Source organism: Paenibacillus arenosi, from assembly GCF_014841135.1.
Classification (GTDB): Bacteria; Bacillota; Bacilli; order Paenibacillales; family Paenibacillaceae; genus Paenibacillus_B; species Paenibacillus_B arenosi.
The window spans coordinates 1-25983 of sequence record NZ_JACYTN010000019.1; the positions used below are offsets into that span (position 1 = coordinate 1).

At 43.5% G+C, this 25983-nt stretch carries 27 protein-coding genes; 12 read left to right on the forward strand and 15 right to left on the reverse strand.

The annotated features are described in order from the left end of the window. Positions 1 to 270 precede the first annotated feature (270 nt). The 5 genes from IFO66_RS17730 (at position 271) to IFO66_RS17750 (ending at position 3141) form a co-directional block, all read left to right on the forward strand. Positions 271 to 891, forward strand: coding sequence for an FMN-dependent NADH-azoreductase (locus tag IFO66_RS17730; protein ID WP_192026453.1), 621 nt, complete (start codon positions 271 to 273; stop codon positions 889 to 891). Positions 892 to 970: 79 nt separating this feature from the next. Further along, complete coding sequence (locus IFO66_RS17735) at positions 971 to 1591, forward strand: NAD(P)H-dependent oxidoreductase (protein WP_192026454.1); 621 nt, start codon at positions 971 to 973, stop codon at positions 1589 to 1591. 156 nt (positions 1592 to 1747) lie between these two features. Continuing rightward, positions 1748 to 2179, forward strand: coding sequence for a cell wall hydrolase (locus IFO66_RS17740; protein WP_192026455.1), 432 nt, complete (start codon positions 1748 to 1750; stop codon positions 2177 to 2179). Between the two features lie 83 nt (positions 2180 to 2262). Next, positions 2263 to 2769 carry a spore coat protein GerQ gene (gene gerQ, locus IFO66_RS17745; RefSeq protein ID WP_192026456.1) on the forward strand — a complete coding sequence of 169 codons (507 nt, stop codon included), beginning with the start codon at positions 2263 to 2265 and terminating at the stop codon, positions 2767 to 2769. A gap of 105 nt (positions 2770 to 2874) precedes the next feature. Beyond that, positions 2875 to 3141: a glycosyltransferase gene (locus IFO66_RS17750; protein ID WP_192026457.1), complete on the forward strand. Its 267-nt coding sequence runs from the start codon at positions 2875 to 2877 to the stop codon at positions 3139 to 3141. 93 nt (positions 3142 to 3234) lie between these two features. Here the strand turns inward: IFO66_RS17750 and cysW are convergent, their stop codons facing one another. From cysW to IFO66_RS24125, 4 genes are read right to left on the reverse strand one after another with little or no spacing between them, the layout of a single operon-like run. Next, positions 3235 to 4137, reverse strand: coding sequence for a sulfate ABC transporter permease subunit CysW (gene cysW / locus IFO66_RS17755; RefSeq protein WP_192026458.1), 903 nt, complete (start codon positions 4135 to 4137; stop codon positions 3235 to 3237). Between the two features lie 57 nt (positions 4138 to 4194). Beyond that, a complete protein-coding gene (gene cysT, locus IFO66_RS17760; protein WP_192026459.1) occupies positions 4195 to 5052 on the reverse strand; it encodes a sulfate ABC transporter permease subunit CysT in 858 nt (285 codons plus the stop codon). A 44-nt stretch (positions 5053 to 5096) separates the two neighbouring features. After that, entirely contained in the window at positions 5097 to 6167 is a 1071-nt protein-coding gene (locus tag IFO66_RS17765) for a sulfate ABC transporter substrate-binding protein (protein WP_192026460.1), read from the reverse strand. Then, positions 6139 to 6402: a YezD family protein gene (locus IFO66_RS24125; protein WP_192026461.1), complete on the reverse strand. Its 264-nt coding sequence runs from the start codon at positions 6400 to 6402 to the stop codon at positions 6139 to 6141. Before IFO66_RS24125 ends, IFO66_RS17765 begins: the two co-directional genes overlap by 29 nt. A 501-nt stretch (positions 6403 to 6903) precedes the next feature. On the opposite strand from IFO66_RS24125, the gene IFO66_RS17775 reads away from it, so the two are divergent. Further along, positions 6904 to 7728 carry an aldo/keto reductase gene (locus IFO66_RS17775; protein ID WP_192026462.1) on the forward strand — a complete coding sequence of 275 codons (825 nt, stop codon included), beginning with the start codon at positions 6904 to 6906 and terminating at the stop codon, positions 7726 to 7728. Positions 7729 to 7794: 66 nt separating this feature from the next. Here the strand turns inward: IFO66_RS17775 and IFO66_RS17780 are convergent, their stop codons facing one another. Next, a complete protein-coding gene (locus tag IFO66_RS17780) occupies positions 7795 to 8472 on the reverse strand; it encodes a 3'-5' exonuclease (protein WP_192026463.1) in 678 nt (225 codons plus the stop codon). A 196-nt stretch (positions 8473 to 8668) separates the two neighbouring features. Between IFO66_RS17780 and IFO66_RS17785 the strand changes: the two genes are divergently transcribed. Further along, the gene (locus IFO66_RS17785; RefSeq protein WP_192026464.1) at positions 8669 to 9169 is read left to right on the forward strand and encodes a hypothetical protein; all 501 of its coding nucleotides are present in this window, start codon (positions 8669 to 8671) and stop codon (positions 9167 to 9169) included. 120 nt (positions 9170 to 9289) lie between these two features. Here IFO66_RS17785 and IFO66_RS17790 read toward each other — a convergent pair whose 3' ends face one another. The 7 genes from IFO66_RS17790 to IFO66_RS17820 form a co-directional block, all read right to left on the reverse strand. Continuing rightward, positions 9290 to 10738 carry a SpoVR family protein gene (locus IFO66_RS17790; protein WP_192026465.1) on the reverse strand — a complete coding sequence of 483 codons (1449 nt, stop codon included), beginning with the start codon at positions 10736 to 10738 and terminating at the stop codon, positions 9290 to 9292. Further along, positions 10735 to 11892, reverse strand: coding sequence for a sporulation protein YhbH (gene yhbH, locus IFO66_RS17795; RefSeq protein ID WP_192026466.1), 1158 nt, complete (start codon positions 11890 to 11892; stop codon positions 10735 to 10737). The genes IFO66_RS17790 and yhbH overlap by 4 nt, the downstream gene beginning before the upstream one ends. A 145-nt stretch (positions 11893 to 12037) precedes the next feature. Beyond that, positions 12038 to 12223 (reverse strand): hypothetical protein, encoded by a 186-nt coding sequence (locus IFO66_RS17800; RefSeq protein WP_192026467.1) that lies wholly within the window; start codon positions 12221 to 12223, stop codon positions 12038 to 12040. Positions 12224 to 12636: 413 nt separating this feature from the next. Beyond that, positions 12637 to 14070, reverse strand: a complete 1434-nt coding sequence (locus tag IFO66_RS17805; protein ID WP_192026468.1) for an NAD-dependent malic enzyme — start codon at positions 14068 to 14070, stop codon at positions 12637 to 12639. Positions 14071 to 14096: 26 nt separating this feature from the next. Next, the gene (locus IFO66_RS17810) at positions 14097 to 15629 is read right to left on the reverse strand and encodes a tripartite tricarboxylate transporter permease (protein ID WP_192026469.1); all 1533 of its coding nucleotides are present in this window, start codon (positions 15627 to 15629) and stop codon (positions 14097 to 14099) included. Positions 15630 to 15644: 15 nt separating this feature from the next. After that, positions 15645 to 16157, reverse strand: coding sequence for a tripartite tricarboxylate transporter TctB family protein (locus tag IFO66_RS17815; protein WP_028594189.1), 513 nt, complete (start codon positions 16155 to 16157; stop codon positions 15645 to 15647). A 31-nt stretch (positions 16158 to 16188) separates the two neighbouring features. Continuing rightward, positions 16189 to 17196 (reverse strand): Bug family tripartite tricarboxylate transporter substrate binding protein, encoded by a 1008-nt coding sequence (locus IFO66_RS17820; RefSeq protein WP_192026470.1) that lies wholly within the window; start codon positions 17194 to 17196, stop codon positions 16189 to 16191. Between the two features lie 322 nt (positions 17197 to 17518). On the opposite strand from IFO66_RS17820, the gene IFO66_RS17825 reads away from it, so the two are divergent. The 4 genes from IFO66_RS17825 (at position 17519) to IFO66_RS17840 (ending at position 22376) form a co-directional block, all read left to right on the forward strand. After that, entirely contained in the window at positions 17519 to 19144 is a 1626-nt protein-coding gene (locus IFO66_RS17825) for an ATP-binding protein (protein ID WP_192026471.1), read from the forward strand. Beyond that, positions 19122 to 19805 (forward strand): response regulator, encoded by a 684-nt coding sequence (locus tag IFO66_RS17830; protein WP_192026472.1) that lies wholly within the window; start codon positions 19122 to 19124, stop codon positions 19803 to 19805. Before IFO66_RS17825 ends, IFO66_RS17830 begins: the two co-directional genes overlap by 23 nt. A gap of 179 nt (positions 19806 to 19984) precedes the next feature. Continuing rightward, entirely contained in the window at positions 19985 to 20365 is a 381-nt protein-coding gene (locus IFO66_RS17835; protein ID WP_192026473.1) for a DUF423 domain-containing protein, read from the forward strand. A gap of 28 nt (positions 20366 to 20393) precedes the next feature. Then, positions 20394 to 22376, forward strand: a complete 1983-nt coding sequence (locus IFO66_RS17840; protein WP_225445866.1) for a putative bifunctional diguanylate cyclase/phosphodiesterase — start codon at positions 20394 to 20396, stop codon at positions 22374 to 22376. 61 nt (positions 22377 to 22437) lie between these two features. Here the strand turns inward: IFO66_RS17840 and IFO66_RS17845 are convergent, their stop codons facing one another. Next, positions 22438 to 22998, reverse strand: coding sequence for a hypothetical protein (locus tag IFO66_RS17845; protein ID WP_192026474.1), 561 nt, complete (start codon positions 22996 to 22998; stop codon positions 22438 to 22440). A gap of 197 nt (positions 22999 to 23195) precedes the next feature. Here IFO66_RS17845 and IFO66_RS17850 point away from each other — a divergent pair, with 197 nt between their 5' ends. Beyond that, the gene (locus IFO66_RS17850; RefSeq protein ID WP_192026475.1) at positions 23196 to 23498 is read left to right on the forward strand and encodes a DUF1805 domain-containing protein; all 303 of its coding nucleotides are present in this window, start codon (positions 23196 to 23198) and stop codon (positions 23496 to 23498) included. 99 nt (positions 23499 to 23597) lie between these two features. Here IFO66_RS17850 and mtnA read toward each other — a convergent pair whose 3' ends face one another. Further along, entirely contained in the window at positions 23598 to 24728 is a 1131-nt protein-coding gene (mtnA, locus tag IFO66_RS17855; RefSeq protein ID WP_192026476.1) for an S-methyl-5-thioribose-1-phosphate isomerase, read from the reverse strand. Continuing rightward, on the reverse strand, positions 24725 to 25975 hold the full coding sequence (gene mtnK, locus IFO66_RS17860; RefSeq protein WP_192026477.1) for an S-methyl-5-thioribose kinase: 1251 nt from the start codon (positions 25973 to 25975) through the stop codon (positions 24725 to 24727). The genes mtnA and mtnK overlap by 4 nt, the downstream gene beginning before the upstream one ends. Positions 25976 to 25983 lie beyond the last annotated feature (8 nt).

The following is a 25983-nucleotide window of genomic DNA, read 5'->3' on the forward strand; positions in this document are numbered from 1 at the left end:
GGCTGAGAAGTTTACTTACTCGTTATGTAGAACTTTGTTAACCTTTTGGAACCGCCGTATGCGGACCCGCATGTACGGTGGTGTGAGAGGACGGGGGCTAGGCGCCCCCTCCTACTCGATTGTGAAAAATATAATAAATGTTGTTGACATTAGTTAGAGATCAAGATATTATTGCTTACATAAAGTTAGTTCATTATTAATATAAATTGATTGTTGAAGATATCTCAATTCGAGATATTCGATATATATGAAGAGGAGAGAACTTATATAATGACAAAAGTATTAGTTGTAAATAGCAATCCAAAGCCGTTAGAGATTTCATACAGCCGCCAACTTGGAGCACATTTCGTAGACCAGCTTAAAGCAAACGGTCAAGTAGAAGTAGCACAATTGAATCTTTATGAAGTGTCTATTCCATTGATCGATGGTTCCGTACTTGATGCATGGGGTAAGCTTGGTGCAGGTCAAGCACTATCTGCTGAGCAGCAAACAACAGTGGGTCGCATGAATGAAATCTTGGAGCAATTCCTTGCTGCAGATGTAGTTGTATTCGAAGTACCAATGTGGAACTTGAGCTATCCACCACTATTCAAAGCATACATCGACAACATTACAATTGCAGGACGTACGTTCAAGTACACACCTGAAGGCCCACAAGGTCTTGTTGGCGGTAAAAAAGTAGTTCTTGTCGAGTCCCGTGGTGGCGATTATACAGAAGCTCCTGCTCTACAATTCACAAATGCATACTTGCAAGCAGCAATGGGCTTCATCGGTGTTACAGACTATAGCAACTTGGTAGTTCAAGGTGTGAATGCTGCGCCTGATCAAGCACCAGCTTTGTTGGAAGCAGCGAAGCAACGCGCTGAGGAGCTTGCGAAGCAAGTACTATAAGGTACGAATAGACTTTCAATACACTTTGTACATCGCATAATTATAACGTTCAATAGAACGAATAAGGAGAGTATTTATTGTGACAAAAGTATTAGTTGTAAATAGCAATCCAAAGCCGTTAGAGATTTCATACAGCCGCCAACTTGGAGCACATTTCGTAGACCAGCTTAAAGCAAACGGTCAAGTAGAAGTAGAACAATTGAACCTTTATGAAGTATCAATTCCATTGATCGATGGTTCCGTACTTGATGCATGGGGTAAACTTGGTGCAGGTCAAGCGCTATCTGCTGAGCAGCAAACAACAGTGGGCCGCATGAATGAAATCTTGGAGCAATTCCTTGCTGCAGATGTCGTTGTATTTGAAGTGCCAATGTGGAACTTGAGCTATCCACCACTATTCAAAGCATACATCGACAACATTACAATTGCAGGACGTACGTTCAAGTACACACCTGAAGGTCCAAAAGGTCTTGTTGGCGGTAAAAAAGTAGTTCTTGTCGAGTCCCGTGGTGGCGATTATACAGAAGCTCCTGCTCTACAATTCACAAATGCATACTTGCAAGCAGCAATGGGCTTCATCGGTGTTACAGAATACAGCAACTTGGTAGTTCAAGGTGTGAATGCTGCGCCTGATCAAGCACCAGCATTGTTGGAAGCAGCGAAGCAACGCGCTGAAGAGCTTGCTAAGCAAGTATTGTAATCCTAGATCCACAATCCCAATTTTAAATGTCCTTCCCTTTATATACGCTATTTTTAAGCAGAATCTTCTCTTAGTGAGAGGGTTCTGCTTTTTTAGTGTCACCATTTGGGCTCCTGCACATATGATGATATCGGATGAAGGGAGGGAGCGAACGGAATGGCCGTTATTAAGGCGAACTCAGAGGATGTTAAACTGCTGGCAAGGCTTATGCGCGCCGAAGCAGAAGGGGAAGGCGAGCAAGGCATGATGATGGTCGGCAATGTTGGTGTAAATCGAATATTAGGCGATTGCTTGGACTTCCTAGGTATAAGATCGGTTGGCGATATGGTATATCAGAGCCCAGGCGGATTCGAGGCGATTCAGAAAGGCTATTTCTATCAAAAAGCCCGAGATCGTGATGTTCGCTTGGCACAGCGAGCCATTAACGGAGAGCGGGTGTGGCCTGCTTCCTATGCATTGTGGTTTTTCCGGCCAGCGGGAGGTTGTCCGCCTACTTGGTACAATCAGCAAAATTCGGGACGCTATAAAGCACATTGCTTTTTTACCCCGACCGGAGAAGATTGCCCTAAAGTGTACAACACCTATTAACAACAATGCTGAATGTATGCGCCTTTATGAAGATTGCAGCAGCTAAATATAGAAGATAGTGAAAATTGAAAGGAGAGAGTGAAATGACAAACTTGAATTACGGCTATCCTTCCCAGCAAGGTGGTGTTGCAGGTCAGATTGGTACTGGTAAGCCAAATGGATATTGGGGTGGTGGGAATGGAGGAGCAGTGCCATACTTATCCCCGCAACCACAGGTAGTCGTTACGCCACCTCAACCTCAGCAGCAATCAACCGTTATTCCTCCACAAGTGAGTAGTGGTGCCGTGATGACACCAAGCGGTGCAGTCGTGCAGGCGCAAAATTTTGAACAGTCCTATGTTGAAAATATTTTACGATTGAATCTTGGCAAAGTGGGAACGTTCTATATGACGTATGAGAATAACTCGGAATGGAACGCGAAAATTTTCCGCGGTGTACTTGAGGCAGCTGGGCGCGATCATATCATTATTAGTGACCCTGCAACCGGCCAACGCACATTGCTGCTCATGGTGAACTTGGACTATGCTACATTCAATGAGCCGCTCGTATATTCTTATCCTGGCGTTCCTGGTACGGCTCCGACAAGGTAAGTAGAGCGCGTACATCGCACATAACAGCCCTTTGGTATGTTAGCAAATGCTTACGTCCCGAAGGGTTTATTTTGTGTTTAACGAAACAAAGTTCGGCTGCAGCAGTTGGCAGCGATTGAGGGGCAGCAGATCGTTATTGTATGTGGCCGCAATGAACGACGTAAACAGGAGTTGGACAAAGTGTTTGCACAGGCACCCCATGTTCATGTTCTCGGCTATGTGGACAATGTTGCAGCATTGATGGCTTGCGCAGATATGCTTGTGACGAAGGCGGGGGGATTACACAGGCTACAAAACCATGCCGTACGTATCACTATTCCTAATGCACATCATAACCTAATGTACATAGTAAGAAGCTGTGTTTTAGCTTAGTTTGAGAGTGAAGTTGTATCGGCTACAAGTAAAAAGGATCGATTGACCAGTGAGAAACACGCTGTGTCATTCGATCCTTTTTGTATGAGTTGGCTATGAATGCTGCTGTTCGCGGCGCTTGCGATCAAACCAATGTTGCAGCACCAGCGTAAGGCAGGCAACAAATACAAGGATGGAAGCAACTGCGAAGGCAGCTGAGAACTGATACTCGTTATAGAGAATCTCAATATGAAGCGGTATCGTATTCGTTTCCCCACGAATATGGCCTGAGACGACGGACACGGCACCAAATTCCCCGAGTGCTCTCGCATTACAAATGATAATGCCGTACAGCAGTCCCCACTTCATATTAGGCAGTGCAATCTGCCAGAACAATTTCCATCCGTTAGCACCTAAAGTGATGGCGGCTTCTTCCTCTTGAATGCCTTGTGTTTGCATGAGCGGAATTAGCTCTCGTGCTACAAATGGGAACGTAATAAACAAAGTTCCTAGCATAATACCAGGCCATGAAAAGATGATGGCTATGCCATTTTCCTGCAGCCAAGGTCCGAACCATCCCTGCGCGCCGAATAGTAGGATAAACATAAATCCGGCAATGACAGGAGAGACCGAGAAGGGAACATCTATCAAGGATACGAGCAATTGCTTCCCGCGAAAGCTGAACTTTGTTATGCACCAAGCGGCGGCGATGCCGAATATAGCGTTAAGTGGTACGACAACGGCTACCGTCAACAAAGACAGTTTGATGGCTGCCCAAGCATCTGGGTCTTCCAGTGCAGCAACATACACCTCAAAGCCGCGTTTGAACGCTTGTGAAAAAATCGTGATGAGCGGCAATATTAACATAACGATTACAAATAAGAGCACAATTCCAATTAAAACCCGTCTTACCCATGTAGGCTCACTTGTCACAGAGCGATATGGTGTTGAACGCCGTGACGCAGTGGCTGGTGCTGCTGCGTGTGCAGATGGAAGTGGTTGATGAGAGATGGTCATAAGCATGTACCTCTTTATTGTTGTACTTTTGAATGGCAATTTATTAGGCTTATTGGGCTATAACGAACCCCAGCGTTTTGTGAAGCTCCATTGAATGGCATTCATCAATAGTAGAAGCACGAACGCGATCACGAGCATGACTAGCGCAATGGAAGTGGCGCCAGCATAATCGTACTGCTCCAGCTTCGTCATCATTAACAAAGGTGCGATTTCGGTTTTGAACGGCATATTGCCTGCGATAAAAATGACAGAGCCATATTCACCTAGTCCTCTTGCAAAGGCTAGCGCGAACCCCGTCAGAATGGCAGGGAATAGCTGCGGCAAAATAATACGGATAAACGTCCGCCAGCGATAAGCGCCTAATATGGCAGCTGCCTCCTCGACATCGTGATCCCATTGTTCCAATACTGGCTGAACGGTTCGAACAACGAATGGCAGCCCAATAAAAGTTAAGGCGATCGTGATGCCGATTACGGAATATGCGCTCGGTATATTTATGGCATACAGCCCTTGGCCAATCCAGCCATCTTTCGCATAGATAGCGGTTAATGCGATACCGGCAACAGCTGTTGGCAGCGCAAAAGGCAGGTCGATAATGCCGTTAACAAGCTTCTTACCTGGAAAGTTGTAGCGCACGAGCACCCAAGCGATGATGAAGCCGAAGATGACATTGATCATGGCTGCTGTCAGCGAAGTCAAAAAGCTAATTTTATAGGCAGCTATTACTCGTTTATTCAATATAAGATCCCAAAAGGTACTCCAACTCATTTGCAAGGAATGGAGTACGATTGCAGCGAGTGGGATCAGAACAAGAAAGGATAAATAAATAAGGGTGAATCCCATGGACAATTTAAAGCCAGGCAGGACGCTTTTGGCGTTCCTGCTAGGCTTAAGTTGAGATTGTAAATTAGACATAGACGTAACCTGCTTTCTATCAAGCGTAGTGATTCCGTAATGCCTTATTTGGCATAAATTTGGTCAAAAATTCCGCCATCAGCAAAGTGCTTCGCCTGTGCAGCTTCCCATCCACCAAAGTCTTTATCAATGGTTAGCAATTCAATACTTGGGAACTTGCTTTCATGCTTCTTCGCAACTTCTTCAAGGCGAGGACGGTAGTGATGCTTCGCTACAATCTCTTGTGCTTCCTTCGTATACAAATATTTCAGATACGCTTCTGCTACTTTTCTCGTACCACGTTTATCAACGATGTTGTCTACAACAGCGACGGGAGGCTCAGCTAATATACTTAATGAAGGTACGACGATATCGAACTGATCTTTACCAAGCTCATTGACCGCTAGAAACGCTTCATTTTCCCACGAGATCAGGACGTCGCCAATATTGCGTTCTACGAATGTAGTCGTGGAACCGCGTGCACCAGAGTCTAATACTTCGACTCGCTTAAATAAGGATTGTACGAATTGCTGTGCAGCAGCTTCATCGTTGTTGTTGTGCTTTAAGGCGTAACCCCATGCGGCAAGGTAATTCCAACGTGCACCTCCGGATGTTTTTGGGTTAGGAGTGATAACGGAAACGTCATCGCGTATAAGATCGTTCCAATCTTTAATTTGTTTAGGATTGCCTTTGCGAACTAGGAAGACGATCGTGGAGTAATAAGGAGCGCTGTTGTCTTCGAAGGATTTTTGCCAATCTTGCTTTAGAAGTCCTTTCTTTTGGATAGCGTTAATATCATAAGCAAGTGCGAGTGTCACGACATCTGCCTGCTGTCCGTCGATTACGGAGCGAGCTTGTTTGCCGCTGCCGCCATGAGATTGTTTCACGGTGACCTGTTGACCGGCTTCTTTCTGCCAATGAGCAGCAAATGCTTTGTTATACTCTTCATAAAATTCACGGGTTGGGTCGTAAGAAACATTTTGAATTTCAATCTCGGTCTTGGTTTGCTCTGCACCGCTTCCTGTTTGATTGCTTGTGCTCTTACTACCGCAACCTGCGAGTAAGGTTGCGGTTAAGCTGATTAACAAAAGGGAAATTACAGCTACTTTAGATCTTCTTTTTTGGTTTGCGATCATGGGAGAGAACCCCTTTCTCTTTAACAGATGATAGTGAATCGCTTAAGTCGTATCTATGGCGTTCTAGGCGGTCGATTTGGACGATGCGTCCATCATGTACGACGATATTCAGCGAACCATAACGAAGATCACCCAAATGTTCTGCTATGCGAGTGAGCCAAACATCTGCTTGTGGAATTGATTCCGTCGACCATCCAGTAGTGTTATCATTTTCTCGTTGTGGTGATATGCTCATCGTAAACCCTCCTCTTTCATCCATGAAAATTAGCCAAGACACCCTTTTTTTCATTCATTTTCTGAGTATGAGTAGTGTGGGTATCTCCGGTGATCCGGTCGATGTGGAATTAAATAAAACAATTCCGATTGAGTTACTATGTTATTGGAATGTATCTTATCAAGTGTGATATGGGGTGTCAACGCTTCTGAAGGGAATCCTACACTTGTTCCCATAATGCCATAAAGGTAGATAGAGAAATGGGTAACAGGACTATTATTGAATTCAAAAACTTGCTGTATGGCGGGTTCTTTTGTTCAACTTGCTTAAATGTTCTGCGGCAAGAGGAGCGCAATTAGATGTGATCCCCTTGCATGAGTACGGTTAGAGTAAGGTGTCTTCTTGTACGCGGTTACAAATTGAAGTAATATACTCAGTAAGGATGGTTTGCTATCCGGTTTGTTGACGTGTCTGAAAGCGAATTATAACGATGTTCAACCTACAATTGAGAGGAGATACAACATGATTATTACATTGAACAACGGAGTACATATGCCGCAGTTGGGGCTTGGAGTATGGAGAGTTGAAGAAGGTGCACAAGTCGAAGAAGCGGTTAAGACTGCGCTTCAATTGGGGTATCGCCACATTGATACAGCTGCTGTTTATAAAAATGAAGCAGGTGTAGGGAAAGCAATAAAAGAATCAGGCGTACCTCATGAGGAAATTTTCTTAACGACAAAAGTATGGAATGCCGATCAGGGCTATGAAGCTACGCTGAAAGCATTTGATGAGAGCTTGAGCAAGCTTGGCACAGACTATGTTGATCTATATCTCGTTCATTGGCCAACTCCTGAACGTGACTTGTATTTGGAAACATACAAAGCATTGGAGAAATTGTTGGAAGAAGGACGAGTACGTGCTATTGGGGTATCTAACTTCCATATTCACCACTTGGAGCGTTTGATGGAAAACACTTCGATTGTTCCAGTTGTTAACCAAGTCGAATGCCACCCACGTTTGGCTCAGAATGAATTGAGACAATTCTGTAATAAGCACAATATTGTGCTTGAAGCATGGAGTCCTCTTATGCAAGGTGGAGAGATTCTAGAAGATCGCGATGTGATGGCTATCGGTGCTAACCATGGCAAGACAGGTGCGCAAGTTGTTATTCGCTGGCATTTGCAAAAAGGCAATATCGTTATTCCTAAGTCTGTAACAGCATCCCGTATTCGTGAGAACTTCGATGTGTTCGACTTTGAATTGACGGCAGATGAGATGGCGATTATTGACCAGCTCAATCAAGATAAACGCGTTGGTCCAGACCCAGAGGACTTCAACGTCGTATAGTACAGTACATACTAAATACCCGCCTTATTAGCAAGGCGGGTATTTAGTGCACTGATCTATTCATATTTACTCCGAATCATTCTTCAATCGTTGTAGTGCCGCAAACGGGCTGTTTGCAAGTGAATCTTTATCATCATTAGATGTATCTTTGTAGTAGATTTCACTCTCGTACGCTGCATGGTCTGTCGTTTTATTTTGATGGAGTGATATCTTTTCCGCGAAATGGATGTACAGTAATGCCGTATTGTATGCATCATCAAGCGCACGATGATGTGAACCGACGAAAGGCAGATTCAACTCTTCAAGCGCAGTTTTCAAGCCTATTTGCTGTTTATTTGGTCGTCCCATCAAGGCTGAAATTTGCTGCTGTACATCTGTATAATTTTTAAGCCAACGCAAAGGTATTTTCTTAAGTCTACATTCCTTAGTAAATTGCACTTTGTCATCACGGCCCCATGAGCATAGGGCATATTCTTCTGCATCAATCCAGGCAACGAAACGATCAAGTGCTGCCGGTAGTTCATCAGCGAGAGTAACATCTTGCTGGCTAATCCCTGTGAATGAGGTTGTGTCCTCGGTAATCCGGGAAGTCAGCGTAGGTTTGACAAAGGTTTGGAATGTATCGAGGATAACCGCTTTACCTTCGGAATGCGTTAATTTAACGGCGCCAATTTCGATAATTTCGGATATTTGACCTTTGCGGCGTGTAACTGTCATTTCCAAGTCATAAATGATGGCAATCATGCTGCTCCCCTTCTTCCATATAAGCTTGCATCCCTGATTGTAACATATGATTGTGAGTGAAGGGATAGGTTTGATAAGGCTGAGATGTAATATATTGCAATCCATCTAACATAATCATACTATGATATAAAGTCTATTTTCATTCAGTGTTGAACGGGTTACATAATCATATACGTGCTTGAAGCAGGAGGCCATCATGATTACTATCGTTTACAATCGTATGACCGTTATGAGGAAAATGATGATTTCACTTTTATGTATTATTGGGAGTATGGGGCTGGCTTACGCAGCCGTTGTGAAAATTCCTGATTTCATGTGGAAATTAGGCTCTGCAGCATTGTCTATTATGGGAATTGTTTATTTTGGTCGATTGTTTTCGATCACATTGCGAGCGATGATGCGGAAACAAGCTCAATTATTTGTTTATGATGAATCGGGTATATACAAGGAGAATGGTGATCTCGTGCCATGGTCCAGGATTGAACATTTTGCGGTTGTTTACACTCGAATCGGCATTTTGTTTCAACCGATCTTCACTCATTATGTATTTAAGCTTGCTAATGGGGAGCAAGTGGTATGGCACACCTATGACTTGCTCACGAATGAAGAGGCGAAGCAATGGGCTCGTGTCTTACAAGAACTAGTTCAGACGCGTGGGGTTATTAACCAGCGGATAGGTAGTAAAATTTCAGTTTAATTTGGAAAGTACATAAGGAGATTACTATTATTTTATGCAGGATATGTATAACGAGCATCTCGTCCCTTAAGTGCAACCGGGGGAGGGATGCTCGTTGCGTGTTGTCATATTTATATGTGCTCAGCCAATGAATTTACGCGTAACTTTTTTACCATCGTAAGTGAAAAGCACACCTTTTTCTTCAACCTTCGTTTCCAAGTGAACGGATTTCCCCCATAGCGTAAATAGGTAAGGGAGTGTTCGCTCGACATATTTGAGATCAAGTTCAACCCCTTCATATTGATGGGTTAAGTATAACTCACCGCTTCGTTGATAATCTCCGTCTTTTACAACAATGTAAGGGAATCCTCCATTAACGCGACTGTATACAAGCTGATCCCGTACATTTTCCCAAGCTTTATCTGTAATCTTCCACTCGACCCCTTTTTTCTCAAATACGTATAGATCAAGATCGTCTGTCAGCTTTTTAGTTAAATAATTGCGAATAAAGGAAGTGTCTGAATCAAGTTCCCGTACTTCGAATATTTTAGCACGTCCTTGTCCATCCTTCCTTCCAAGCCGCTCTTGTTCTTCTTTCGTTGGTTTATCCCAACGTTGCTCAATATCTTCAAATATTTTTAGACCAAGATAGTAGGGGTTTAAGCTGTTGCGGGAAGGTTGGACGACAGATGCATTCAGCTTTGCATATTCGAAAGACTCTTCTGTTGTGAGATCAAGCTCCCGCACAATGCGTTGATGCCAGTAGGACGCCCATCCCTCATTCATAATTTTTGTCTCCATTTGTGGCCAGAAATACAGCATTTCATCTCGCAGCATGGACATAATGTCCCGCTGCCAGTCTTCCAGCTCTGTGGAGAACTCTTGAATGAACCAGACAACATCTTTCTCGGGTTCGGGTGGGAACGTTCGATGCTGCTGGTCTTTGCGCGATGATTCTTTACCGTCTTTTGCTGGGGAGTCAAGCTCCCACAAATCGTCATAGGAGCTTTTGGATTTTGATGGTTTCGATTCTTTTAATTCCTGTATTTTGAGCTCCATATATCGCTGTTTATCTAGCTTTTGCGGGCGGACGATTTGAGGGTCAACATGTTCTTGTATCGCCAGTACCGCATCGATGAAGCTTTCAACAGCTTGTGCACCGTATTCCAGTTCATACTGCGACACCCGCTCAGCCGTTGCGGACATACTTTCCACCATATTGCGATTGGACGTTGAGAAGCGAATGTTATTTTTAAAAAAGTCACAGTGGGCTAAGACGTGAGCGACGATTAGCTTGTTCTGGATTAAGGAATTGCCTTCAAGTAAGAAGGCGTAGCAGGGATTGGAGTTGATCACCAACTCATAAATTTTGCTTAATCCAAAGTCATACTGCATTTTCATTTTGTGAAATGTTTTCCCGAAGCTCCAATGGTGAAAACGTGTAGGCATGCCATAAGCTCCAAAAGTGTAAATAATATCAGCAGGGCATATCTCATAGCGCATTGGATAGAAGTCAAGACCGAATCCGGCGGCAATCTCCGTAATTTCGGCAATTGCGTAGTCTAATTGCTTCAAATCGTCTGAAGTCATGAGAACACCCCATTTGCCGGCTGTTTTTTGAAGAAATGCTTTAAGGCTTTGTATACTTCTGTTTTTTCCTTGATGACATAATACATGAAGTTAGGCAGGTCGATATTGCGATAGGCCGACATGAGGGTACTGCTGCGATTGTACTGATTCACTTCTCCGTAGCCGAACATATTAGACACACTTAGCAATTGGCGAATTAATTTTACACAGCGCTCATTGTCACTTGTTAAGTTGTCTCCATCTGAGAAATGGAACGGATAAATATTGTAAAGGGAAGGGGGGAAACGACTTTCAATGATTTCTAAAGCCTTGATGTAAACAGAAGAACAGATTGTACCGCCACTTTCACCACGTGTAAAGAAGTCTTCCTCTGTTACTTCCTTTGCTTCTGTATGGTGGGCGATAAATACGATATCCACCTTTTCATATTGCTTGCGCAGAAATCTTGTCATCCAGAAGAAGAAGCTGCGAGCACAATATTTTTCAAAGCTGCCCATCGATCCGGAAGTATCCATCATCGCAATAATGACCGCATTGGATTGTGGCTTCACAATCTCTTCCCACGTTTTGAAGCGCAGATCATCGGGATTAATGCCATGAATGCCTGGGTTGCCATTTAATGCATTACGGCGAATATTTTCTAAAATGGTACGTTTCTTATCGATGTTGGACATAATGCCTTTTTTACGTATGTCATTAAAGCGGATATCTGTAATTTCTAGCTGGTCCTTATCTTTTTGTTTCAAATTAGGAAGCTCAAGCTCCTCAAATAGCAGCTGCTCCAGTTCTGCAATGCTAATTTCGGCTTCTACTACATCAGAGCCGGGTTGATCGCCTGCTTTGCGGCCTTTACCTGGTCCTTGCTGCTGACTGTCAGTACCGAGTACATCCCCGACACGACTCTTGCCATTTCCTTGACCAACATGCTTTTTCTTGTTGAAATTGTATACGAATCGGAACTCATCAAGACTGCGGATCGGCACTTTAATAATTTGCTTGCCATCCGACATGATGATGTTTTCTTCGGTGACGAGATCGGGAATGTTTTGCTTGATGGCTTCACGCACTTTCTTCTGATGACGATCCTGATCCTGATACCCTTTCCGGTGCAGTGACCAGTCTTCTCGTGACACAATATATGATAAATCTTTCATGAACACACCTCCTGAACTATCACCATCACTATTGTATTCAATATATTCAAGTTCGGAGGGGATATGTGATAGAACAAATGAGAATAAAAAAGAACCTTCTGCTCCACAAAGTTGTGGTCATGAAGGTTCCTCGGTATTTTGCTGTCTAGGATCCACCTGTACGACGGCGTTGATTATTCGGCTTCTTGTTGTTTTGGCTTCTCAATGCCTTCGTCGATTGGTCGCCATGGAAGCCTTGCTGCCCTTGGCCTTGCTGTTCTTTCTTCTTCGCTAACAAAGCCTTGGCAGCATTCGCCATGCTTGTCTTCTTCGGTTGTTCGGATTCAGTCATCGCTACGATCTTCCTTTCAACTGTACGATTTAACACGCACAGATGGTGCTGTGATGAACATAGACTAACATGGAAAGAGGGACAATTGCAATATGTTCTATCGTAAATAAAGGTAAGGAGCATATGTGCTATGTTACTCTTGTGTGTTGTCTCAAAACGATAATCACCCCCCTGTTTCCTGGGGGAGGCAGGGGGGTAATCTAGGCTTGACCAAATCATGATTAAAAATGAATTCATGCAGCAGCTTGTTTGACGAGTGAGAAGTAGTTTTAAACAATCGCAGCAGCAATTATCAGTTTCGCTTGTTTATAACCGCAGAGTTCATATACAAACGATTGATGATAACAACTATTGCTAAATTATCTTCTCATTCAACGTAATGTCAAGCTTATGCCTTCTTCATTCAACCATCACTATTCGCGATATTCACGAGGAACGCGGCGAGCTACTTTCGTCTCCAATGCGGCTTCGATAACACGTTTGCGTACGTTCTCAACAACAGTTGGATTGAATACGCTTGGGATGATATAGGACGAGTTGCGCTCCTTATCCGTAATCGTAGCAGCGATTGCCTCAGCAGCTGCGAGCTTCATCTCTTCATTAATAGTGGATGCACGACAATCCAGAGCACCGCGGAAAATACCAGGGAAGCATAGGAGATTGTTAATTTGGTTCGGATAGTCCGAACGTCCAGTTGCCAGGACAGCTACAATATCAACGGCTTCTTCTGGAGCAATCTCAGGTGTTGGATTCGCCATCGCAAATACGATTGGGCGTTCAGCCATCGTAAGAACATGTTCACGCTTGAGAAGGCCACCGCGGGAGAGGCCGATAAATACGTCGGCTCCCTTGATAACATCAGCCAAGCTGCCGGACTCCAAGTTCGGGTTAGTACGTTGAGCGAATTGGTTCCAAGAATCTTGTTCATACGTATTTGTACGGACAATAGCTCCATCAATATCGACACCGATCAAATTTTTACAGCCGGCCTTTAGCAAAATGTTGCTGCAAGCGACACCGGCAGCACCGATACCGTTTACGACGATCTTAACATCTTCGATCCGTTTTTTTACTAATTTCAATGCATTTATTAAACCGGCATAGAGGACGACAGCTGTACCATGCTGGTCATCATGGAACACGGGAATATCTAATTCTTCTTTCAATCGAGCTTCGATTTCAAAGCAGCGTGGGGAGGAGATGTCCTCCAAGTTAATACCGCCGAAGCCAGGTGCGATGGACTTGACGATTTGAATAATTTGTTCTGTATCTTGTGTATCCAGACAGATTGGAACTGCATCCACATCTCCGAACTGTTTGAAGAGCATCGCTTTACCTTCCATAACAGGCATTGCGCCGTATGGTCCGATGTCACCAAGCCCAAGGACAGCTGTACCGTCAGATACGACAGCTACGGTATTACGCTTCATTGTGAGCGTGAAAGCTTTGCGTGGGTCATCATGAATGGCCATGCATACTCTAGCTACGTCTGGCGTGTATACTCGGGATAAGTCATCACGGTTCTGAACGGGATGCTTCGCTTTCATTTCAATCTTACCACCGAGATGCATAAGGAACGTTCGATCGGAAATGTGAAGCAATTGAACGCCAGCCAAGGCTCTAATTGAAGTAGCGATGCGATCGATTTGGATGGTGTCTTGAACTGTAACCGTAATATCACGGATCGTTTTTTCTACATTTGTTTGAATCATATCAATAGCGACAACGTCTCCGCCGTGCTCGCAAATGGCTGAAGCAATAACGACGAAATTGGTTTCTTCGTTGAGCATTTCTACACGCAATGTAAAGCTTTTACCCGAGCCAGCGTTGAATGGTTTATTTCCCATTAGTATCACCACTTTTTATCAAGTTGTTATCCCTCATCGTTAACTAGAACTTTCTTGCCTCTCATTTTTAAAATAAGCGGAATTGCGATCCATAACACAGCGACTACTAAGAATACAGCTGACAACGGCTTTGTAACGAAGATAGAGAAATCACCGTTGGAAGCAGTCAAAGCACGACGCATGTTATTCTCGATCATTGGACCTAGTACGAGTGACAGTACGAGCGGTGCAATTGGATAGTCGTGTTTGGTAAATATATACCCCAAAACACCACAGCCTAATAATACCATAAGATCAAAGATACTAACTTGTACAGCGTAAACTCCAAATATCGAAATTGCAACAATAATTGGTAATAAGTATCGAGTTGGTGTATCAATAATTTTTGCGAACACTTTAACAAGTGGCATATTCAAAATTAAGAGCATCACATTACCGATAAACATACTAGCAATTAAGCCCCAAGCAACTTCAGGGTGTTTATCGAATAACAAAGGGCCTGGCTGAATGTTATACATCATGAACGCGCCCATTAGAATAGCGGTTGTACCCGATCCCGGAATACCGAGTGTAAGAAGTGGGATCATTGCTCCGCCAGATGCTGCGTTATTAGCAGATTCGGGAGCTGCAACACCTTCAATTGCACCTTTACCGAACTTTTCAGGGTTCTTGCTGAGCTTCTTCTCTGTTATGTAGCTGAAGAAGGAAGCTAGTGTTGCACCTGCTCCAGGCAGGACACCAATAAAGAAGCCTAGGAAAGAACCGCGTGTAATCGGACCAGCACTGTCTTTCATGTCTTGTTTTGTTGGCAATACACGGTCAATTTTTGCAATTTTACCGGTAGATTTATCATTGTCGATAATCGTTTTAAATACTTCGCCCAAGGCGAACATACCTACTGCAATCGTCAGGAACTCCAGCCCTGCATATAAAATAGGGTTATCGAACGTAAATCGAGCAACACCTGAAACGTTATCCATACCGATCGTTGCGAGTAATAAACCGAACACAGTCATTATGAGTGCTTTAGTCATAGACTTACCAGCCAAACCACTTACTGCGCATAAGCCAAGAAGCATAAGTGAGAAGTATTCAGCAGGGCCGAATGACAAGGCTACATTGGACAATGGTTCTGCAAGGAACACGAGTCCGATCAAAGAAACGAGACCCGCCACAAAGGAACCGATAGCTGCGATGGAAAGAGCGGCACCTGCACGTCCTTTCTTCGCCATCTGATAACCGTCCAATGCGGTAACAACAGATGAAGATTCCCCGGGTGTATTTAATAGAATTGATGTTGTCGAGCCGCCATACATGGCTCCATAATAAACACCAGCTAGTAGGATAATAGAGCTAGTAGCTGATTCAGCTGGGCCTAAGCCGATACCGCTCGTAACTGTGCTTGTAACAGGAATAAGAAGAGCCACGCCACTCATCGGACCGATACCAGGAAGGACGCCGACAGCAGTTCCGATGATAACACCTACAAATGCGAATAAGATGTTGTACCATAAGAAACTGGTTGCAAAGCCATTCATTAAATGTTCAAATACGCTCATCGTTGACGGCACCTCCTACAACGGAATAAATGACGGGAAGCCCGGCAAAGTTCCCTGCAAAATTTTCACGAATACAAAATAGATACCTAAGGAGAAGGCAGCGGCGATAATCGTAGATACGAGCCACTTGCCACGTTCCATAACTTGAAAGGCGAATAATAGGAATAAAAAAGTTCCAATTGGATAACCGATATCTTCTAAGAAAAATGCATATAAAAAGGCTGCGCCGAAAATAAGGAAAAACCCTTTGTAATTCGGTTTGGAAGGCGCAATAGCTTCATCTTCTTCTTCAGCGGTAGCAGCAGATTCAACGTGCGCCTGTTGCTTTGGAGCAACAGGCGCTTTGAATGTCTCGAACATTAATCTTGCGCTAAGTAGGATGAGTAGGCTGCCAAGACCCATCGGAAAAATATCAGGACCGACGCTGCTGCCAAAAGCAGAGGTGCTAAGCTGTGTACTTCCTACTACAAACGCAATACCGATTAGAAGAAAGACGAGGCTTGCCCATGTGTCAAAACGCTTCATCATGATGTCAAACCCCTATTCATAGTAAGATAGATTAAGCATTTGCCATGCCAAGAGCTGTTAGTAGTTGCTTAATAGTAACTTCTTGCTCTTCAAGGAACTTCGTGAAGTCAGCAGAGTTTTTGTACTCTGAAACCCAACCGTTAGCTTCAAGCTCTTTTTTCCATTCTTCTTTATCATTTAGAGCTTTGAATGCGTCATCCCAATATTTTACTTGATCTGGACTTAGTTTCTTAGGACCGAACACACCGCGCCAAATGGTGAAGTCTGCGTCAATTCCTTTTTCTTTGAGTGTCGGGACGTCTTTTAAAATACCGCCAAGACGCTCGTTAGAAGTAACAGCTAGTACTTTAATCTTGCCTGCTTCAAGGAATTCACTTACAGAGGAAGCATCCGTAGCGATTACATCAGCATTTTTACCAAGCAATGCTGTCATAGCTTCGCCGCCGCCATCATAAGAGACATATTTGACTGTCTTTGGATCAACTCCAGCTTTGTAAGCAGGAAGTACAGCGATCAAGTGATCCATAGAACCAGGAGCGGAGCCGCCAGCTACGGTTACTTTCGTAGGATCAGCTTTGATATCTGCGATTACTTCATTAATATCGTTATATTTAGAGTCTGCAGAAACTACAAGGGCGCCATAATCTGTTGTCAGCTGTGCAAGTGGTTGAACATCACGGAAGCCATAGGGGCTCTTGCCTTCACTCTTCCAGTTGTTGATAAGAATAGGAGGTGAGTTGACGAATAGTTTATGCATGTCATTTGCATCTTTGGATACGTATTCGCCAAGGAATACAACGCCGCCGCCACCTGGCTTATTCTCTACGGTTAACGGGCTAGCTACGAGCTTGGTTTCTGTTAAAATTTTAGTGACGGAGCGTGCTGTTTTATCCCAGCCACCGCCAGCCCCTGAAGGTGCAACGACAGTAACAGCTTTGTCAGGATATTTCGCACTTTGTCCACCGGTGCTACAAGCGCTCAAAGTCAGAGCAGTGATTAAAGCTAGAATAGTGAATTGCCACGTAAATCGTTTTTTCATAAGTTCATCCCCCACAACATAATGATAACGCTTACAATGATAATATTACCAAACGATCTAATTTTGAGATAGTATCCGTTCATATTTAGCATTTCTGCATTTTAAATTCATTTTGTTCATAAAGTTCACAAAGTTGTTGGTATTCACAAAACTTTCACAGATGATATAGTAGAAAAAACTAGAAAATTGTCAGATCGTTTATATACAAAAGGCTACTTATAGCTTAGAAAACCGTTGTCCTACTGCGGCTGCAACCAGCGCGCAAATTGTCTGATTTTCAGAAAGCGCTTACTATAGGTATGTTTGATTAGGAGGGGAATCCATGAGGCTGCAGACCAAGCTAATGCTTCTTATTTGTACCTTATTATCTATTGTTATTATCGGGCTGTCATGGACGTTCCACGCGATGTGGATGTCAACGATGAAGACGCAGGCAGGAGAAGAGGCGCTTCGTCTGGCAAAAGTAATTGCTAATATGGATCAAGTCAAACAAGCATTTGAAAAAGATAACCCTACTGCTATCATTTTGCCTCTAGTAGAGCAGATTCGCCTGCAAACAGAGGCAGAGTTCATTGTTGTGGGTGATGAAAAGGGGATACGAATAGCTCATCCGGTAGCTGATCGCATTGGTAAGCCAATGGTAGGCGGAGACAATGACGCGGTTTTTCGTGGGGAAGCTATCATATCTGAGGCTGTAGGTAGCCTTGGAGCTTCGTTGAGAGGTAAGGCGCCGATAATTGATCATAATAACCGCATTATTGGTGTCGTTTCCGTCGGTTTTTTGAAGAAGGATATTAAAGAAGAAGTTCTTCCTTATCAATTAGCGATCTCTGGGTTGGCGGCACTTGCTATATTGCTTGGTGTGGGCGGTGCAGTCATCATTACGAAAAATGTAAAAAAGTCGATTCATGGCTTGGAGCCTGTGGAGATAGGACGGCTTTATCAAGAGAAACAAACCCTGCTTGAATCGATTCGTGAAGGTATTATTGCTATTAATGAAAAAGGGTATATCACGACAATGAACCCTGCGGCTTTTGAGCTAATGGGATTGCAGCCACAGGATATAACAGGAGTTCCGATCACAACTTTATTTCCACAGACAACATTAATGGAAGTGATTGAGTCGAAAAGATCTCAGTATGATGTGGAGTTCACGATTGGAGATCGGGATCTGGTAGCGAATCGAGTGCCTATTTTAAATAGCCGCAATCAAGTCATTGGTGCGGTTTCAAGCTTCCGGAACAAGTCAGATATGTTTATGTTAACTGAGCAGTTGTCCCAGCTTCGCAATTACGCAGATGGATTGCGTTCACAGACGCACGAGTTTTCGAATAAGCTTCATTTAATAGCTGGCCTTATTCAATTAGAATCTTATTCAGAAGCGCTAGATTTGATTGCAAAAGAGTCTAATATGCACCAAAATTTTATGCATTTTATGATGGAAGAAATCCCAGACCCTATTGTGGCGGGCCTTCTTATTGGTAAGTTCAATCGAGCGCATGAGGTGAATGTTGAGCTGCAAGTGGATGCTGCAAGTAGTTTTAAGAATGTGCCGGAGTATGTCGATCGCAATAAGCTGGTGACGATTATCGGCAATTTAATAGATAACGCACTGGAAGCTGTTCATCAAATGGAGCAAGAGCGGCTAATCCGAGTATTTCTGTCGGACACTGGCAATGAGTTGATGATTGAAGTTGAGGATTCTGGTAGTGGGATACCACCTGCATATGGAGATAACATTTTCAATCTAGGGTTTACGACAAAAATTGGTGAGCATCGTGGTTTTGGCCTAAGTCTTGTCAAACAGGCTGTAGAACAATTGGGTGGGATGATTCACTATCATACTCGTGAAGAAGGTTTAGGAGCGGTATTTGTTGTTATCATTCCGAAGGAAAGCTCAATGGGTGAAAGCGAGGAGGATCACGATGATTCGAGTACTTATCGTTGAAGATGATGTGCGAATTGCAGAAATCAACCGTAGGCTAGTGGAAAAGGTACCTGAGTATAGTGTTGTCGGGATTGCAACAGATGAGGTGCAGGCGAAGGAACAGCTGCACATTTTAGATCCAGACCTTGTGCTGCTTGATATTTTCTTTCCTGATATGAATGGCTTAGAACTGCTTCGATTTATGAAACAAAACTATCCGTACGTCGATGTCATCATGATAACAGCAGCTAAAGATTTGAAGTCGATTAGAGAAGCGATCCAAAGTGGTGTATTTGACTTTATCATCAAACCTGTTATTTACGATCGGATGTTAGAAACGCTAGAGAAATATAAACATTTTCACCATGAGATGGAGCAGCTTAGTTCCCAAATGACAGCAGTGAGTCAACAGCAAGTGGATGCATTATTGAGAGGCCGTTCGGAGAAAATGAAGGAGCCTTACTATCCGAAAGGCATCGATAAATTAACACTGGATAAAATTATGGAACATTTGCAATACGCAGGGCAAGGCATATCGGCGGATAAGCTGGGAAGAATGGTGGGTATTAGCCGCTCGACTGCTCGTCGTTATTTGGAATATCTCGTTACCCAAGGCTCACTTCGAGCAGATGTGGTGTATGGGACAGTAGGGCGACCCGAACGGGTCTATCATGTTATGTAAACGTAATTGCAGCATAGTCGAAGAGAGGTAATGCAGCAGCGCCTCTCTAATTGTGTTTCTAATATGTGAAACAATGCTCATACTTAGAATAAGTTATGGAAAAAGCGATGCAGTTCATATAAAATAAATAAGGAATTGTTCTAGTAAATATTGCCGACAGAACTAAAGGAGCTGGCAACATGTTAAACCGCTACATAAAGATAGGCAGTATTACTGCTGCCCTGGCAGTTGGTCTAGGTGCGTTTGGTGCTCATGTGATGAAAGACATGCTCACACCTGAACGATTAGCGACCTATGAAACAGCTGTGCAATATCATATTTTTCATGCGCTTGCTCTTCTCATTATTGCTCTGCTTAGTGAGCGGCTGCCTGAAAGCAACAGAACCAAGGTGCTCTGGTCAGCAAGGTTGATAACACTGGGCATCGTAATCTTCTCAGGAAGCCTATATGTATTGTGCTTCACTGGTATAAAAGTGCTGGGAGCTATTACTCCGATTGGCGGGATCGCATTTATTGCTGGATGGCTCATGCTTGCTCTAGCTGCGAGACGTTCTTCATAGATACGTACATGGAGCCGGAGAGGACGAGATGAGAGTGATATCCAGGGATGGACAACATCGAGAGCAATCGCAACGGAGTGCGACTCTTGCTAACATGATTCGATGGGTAGTTGGTATAAACGCTGCCATTTTTATTTTATGTACAGCGATTTGGTTCATTTCTAATGATGCAATGCGTTATGTACTAAGTGTACTGATGCTGGCCCAGTTAGTTAATGTTTATATAGTTAGTCGCTACTACCGTGCCCAGCTTGTAGAGCAGCAATCGCTCGCGTCAATTGATGTTGGCAACAAGTTTACGTTCAGCGACCCAACTACTTCTGAAGCGAATAATCGCTGGAAGTCCATATACGAAAATATGCCGTTACCTGCGTTATATATGTCCAAGAAAGGACAGATTGTGGCTACTAATCGAGCCTTCCGAGATTTGATAGGTGTTAAAGAGCATCAACCTTTGACTGATGAAGGTATCATTGATCCGGCTCATTTGCCTTGTTTTCGGGTGAAGATGGGGCAAGTGCTAATGGATAAGCATAATGTCACGATTGAGGTTAAAGGATTGCATTACGAAGGTTATCCTCAAGATTGGCTTGTTCACATCCACCAGTCGCTTCATTTTTCAGAGGAGCAAGAGGCAGGTTGTATCATTTATATTCAAGATCATCATGCGAAAAGGCACATGACAGAAGAGATTCACTATATGTCCTACTATGATGATATGACAGGCCTTCCGAATCGTAGGAAGCTTATGCAGCATATTAATGATTTGTTGCGAATGGCGAAGGAGAAGGAAGAGCCGATTTACATCTCAGTGCTCTATATGGATATCGATCGATTCAAACGAATAAACGATACCTTTGGTCCAGACTTCGGGGACATGTTGCTGATGCAAATTGCTGAGCGATTGCTGCGCAAAATGAATCCACATGATGTATTGGCAAGAATGGAAGGTGACGAGTTCGCTTGTGTACTGACTTCGATCCATTCGGATCAACATGTGGCTGAGCAAGCCCGACAATTACTTCATATGATGGATGAACCATTTTTGTTAAGAGATATTCCTGTTCACGTTGCAATGAGTATAGGCGTGACCATCTACAATGAGGAAGGTGGTCGAATCCATCAAGACGATGCGGCTTCACTAGTAAAGAAAGCTGTATCTGCCATGTCTAAGGTTAAAGAACAGGGGAAAAATAGCTATTTGTTCTATACACCTGAAATGAATGTGGTTACGCTTGAGAGGCTTACACTGGAGCATGAAATGCGTAACGCGCTGCTGAACAATGAGTATGAGCTTTATTATCAGCCCCAAGTTGAGATGAATACAGAACGAATTGTCGGAATGGAAGCGCTTATTCGTTGGAATCATCCGCATAAAGGCAGGATACCACCTAATGAGTTTATCCCGCTAGCTGAAGAGAGTGGCTTCATCGTTACATTGGGTGAATGGGTATTGGAACAGGCATGCTTCCAAAATAAGAGATGGCAAGACGCAGGCCTTCCACCTATACCGGTATCGGTTAATTTATCCGTTCGTCAGTTCGAGCAGAAGAACTTAATGGAAGTTGTTCAAGAAGTATTGCGACGAACAGGACTTCCCCCACAGTATTTAGAGCTGGAAATTACGGAAACGATGACATTGGACGTGGAACGTGCCTCCAAAGTATTGTCACAGTTGAAGCAAATGGGAGTTTCCATAAGCATAGATGATTTCGGAACCGGATATAGCTCGCTTCATTATCTTAAAAATTTCCCAATTCATCGTCTTAAGATTGATCGTTCCTTTGTACGTGATCTGGAACATGATCCAAATGATGCTGCAATTGTATCTGCCATTATTGCGCTGGGCCATACTATGAATATTCATGTCATTGCAGAGGGTGTAGAGAATACAGGACAGCTTCGATTTTTACAAGCGCATGCTTGTGATGAAATCCAAGGCTATTACTTTAGTCCTCCTATACCTGGGCCAGAAATTGAAGTAATGCTGCAAGATCAACTGGCTTCATAAGGCGAAGTAAACAAAAAGCCGTCTTCCTTATACAGGAGGCGGCTTTTTAGCTATCATTCAGCTATATAATCATTTCTTCGATTTCATTTATGTAGTAAGCATACACTTGCTTCTCGTCTACGTGGTAAACGTTCATTAATTGCGAATCAGGATCGAAATTCAAAATTCTACAGGGGATGCTGAGCTTTACGCCATGGCCTTTGTTAATATGCAAGCGAATAAGTCTCTGCTTCTTAATGTGGTCATTGATTTGATCCATTAAGCTAGGCGGTGATTGCTGTTGCGATGATGCCTGTTCCGTTGTTGACGATGTTAATTTCTTGTTACCTTCAATACGTTGCTTCTCTAAAGCGTTAGAATGTGGGGTTGGTTTGAACAACTTCTGCCCAGTGCTGCTGCTTCCAAACGGGGGAGCTGCAAGGTTATGCTGTTGCATCAACTCCATCATGTCTAGTAGTGAGCCCAGTTCTGCACCCGATTGGATCTTCATATCCAATACGTCAGCATCACGGTTCAGCAAGTGGAGAAGTTTCTCCATAGCGGCAGCGTTAGAAGGTCCCTGTATTAAGATGTCGATTGAAAATTTGTAAACCGATTGTTGTGCCTTCTTCAACTGAGTCATTGTTCCTAGTTCTCCTTACAGTGGTGAGTAGCTTGATCGATCTTATTATATTATGGTTTTTGTTTAAAAAATAGTGTTTTTTCATAAAATCAATTGAGGCGAATGCCTTCCTCTTCAACATATATCGGGTTTCTGCATATGTTGTGATGACCGCATAAATGCTGCTGGATAGCGGTGTAAAAGGAGGTTGCTGACCCGTGGTTCATATTGTGCCGATAACAGAGCAGGGCAAGACATTTATCGGAATAGAAGTGCTGCTGCCTAAAACGACATTGTTAGTGATAACATCTGAGCGAGGATATATTATGTGCGGAGCACTTGATGTAGGCTTGCTTAATGAGAAGTTAAAGGATCGCCGTATATTAGCTGGGCGTGCAGTAGGGGTAAAGACGCTTGAACAGCTCTGGGAGGCCCCGTTGGAGTCGATAACGGATGAAGCTGCCAGTATAGGAGTAAAGGTAGGAATGACAGGTAAAGATGCCATGCTCCTTATGTCTTAGGTTATATGATAGCGGTTGAAAAAGTATAGATAAAAAAGAGCGGGCCATATGGATTAGTCCGCTCATCTCTTCTCATAGTCACTATTATTGTAACCGCTTCTATTCGAAAATCTCTTTTAAGGAAATGTGATAGGGTGCTTTAACAATTCCTCGCTCTGTAATAATTGCTGTAACGAGCTCGTTCGGCGTAACGTCAAAGGCAGGATTGAACACTTGAATGTGTTCAGGAGCCGTTCGTTTTCCAAACGCTTCTGTTATTTCTTTTTCATGGCGTTCTTCAATAGGAATAAGGTCCCCTGAAGAAGTGTCCAAATCAATAGTTGATATAGGACAAGCGACATAGAAAGGAATGTTATGAGCTTTGGCTAGTACAGCTAGGCCATATGTCCCTATTTTGTTGGCCACATCACCATTGGCAGCAACTCGATCCGTCCCGACGATTACGGCCTGAACCCAGCCTTTTTGCATAACCATAGCAGCCATATTGTCACAAATTAATGTGACATCAACACCTGCTTGCTGCAATTCAAATGCCGTTAGTCTTGCACCTTGAAGGACAGGCCTTGTCTCATCGGCAAACACTTTCAATGAGATGCCGCGTTCTTTTGCTAAGTAAATAGGTGCAAGTGCAGTCCCGTATTTGGCAGTAGCCAATCCACCTGCATTGCAGTGTGTAAGAATACCCATGCCATCGCTAAACAAAGTAAGAGCATGCTCGCCAATCTGTTTGCATATCTCTTCATCTTCTTGGTGAATGGTGATTGCTTCTTGCAGCAGTAGTTCCGTAAGCTGTTCCAGTGCAATTTCTGTATTTGTTAATTCATGAGCACGAGCAGTCATGCGATCAAGGGCCCAGAACAAGTTAACAGCAGTGGGACGGGAAGTTGCCAAATAGGCAGCATGTTGCTCCACCTGGCGCAGCCATTCCTCAACTTGATCAGTTTGGTCGTTGCGAATCCCAAGTATGACACCATAAGCGGCTGTAATCCCGATAGCAGGTGCTCCGCGGACGACCATGTCATAGATCGCTTGCCATACTTCTTGCACATCAGTAAGACGAAGGAAGTTAATCTCGTTCGGCAATGCTCTTTGGTCGAGGAGTTCAAGCACATTATCTTCAGACCAGCGGACGGATTGCAGTTGCTCCCCAGTAATATGTCCTGATCTCTCAGTTGATGATACATGTAATAGTTGCTCTTGTGATGCAGTTATGCTGGTCGGGTTCGTCATGATGTATAAACTCCTTTATAAGCATGTTCACATATGGTGAACATCTCTTCAATTGAACGAATGCGGCGATTAGACTTAACGAGTGCTGTACCTAATTGTAACGCGATACGCTGAGCACGCAGCTTGGCCGCTTGGTTAGGAATAGATCCAACATCAGCAACATGAGCTAGCCCGACGATGCGGCGGATCATCTTACTTCCGGTATATCCAACGGTATCTTGCAAAATTTGTTCCATATATACATCTTGATAGCCCTTAGTACGGGATATTCGATCAACGCCATGCTCATCCCATAAGCTGCGGAATTTCTCGTCGAATCGATTCCATATTTCACAGAGCGTAGATAGCAAATAAGTGCGATGTTCTTCGCGTGTTTGATCATCAAGGCTCCAATGCTCATGACCTGCTGCATTAAGCAGCAAATTAGCAAATATGGCGCCGATATCGAAGCCGATAGGCCCATAATAAGCGAATTCTGGATCGATAACCTTTGTAGAATGCGGTGTGATGAAAATGCTTCCTGTGTGAAGATCGCCGTGCAGCAAAGCCTGCGTACTCGTAAGGAATTTTTCACGCAGTAATGCAACTTCAAGGTGAAGTTTATGATCCGCACAAAGTTTGGCATGATCAGCGAGCAGTTGTTCATCGATATTATTGTTTGGTGAATTTGTATAAGGATCATCAAAAATAAGGTCTTCTGTAATTTTACATAGCTCAGGATTAATAAAGCGCTGTACTTGCCATTTCTTCTGCTGTTGATTCATACCTAGATCAGATGAGAAGAAAAGGGTATGGGCCAAAAACTCTGAAATATGATCAGCAAATAAAGGATAACGGTTTCCTTCAATTAACCCTTTGCGCATAATGACATGGTCACTTAAATCTTCCATAACCGTCATAGCTAGCGTTGCATCATAGTAATGAACATGCGGTACGAGCTGTGGTACTAGCTTGCCTTGGAATAGAAGGGCATCACTTTCGATACGTGCGCGTTCTAATGTTAGTGGCCATGATTCGCCCACAACTTTGGCATACGGCAGTGCCTGTTTCACAATAAGACTTGGTGTATGGGAAGCAGACTCCGAAGAATGAGCGAGTCGTACACGAAACACAAGATTTAAGTTTCCGTCACCAATTTCATCACATATCAATTCATCAGTTGGATAAAATACATTTGTAACAGTCCTAGCCACGTTAATCGCTTCTTCGACGGTAAGCGGATGATAAGCAGATGTGTTCTCCGTCATAGGCTATG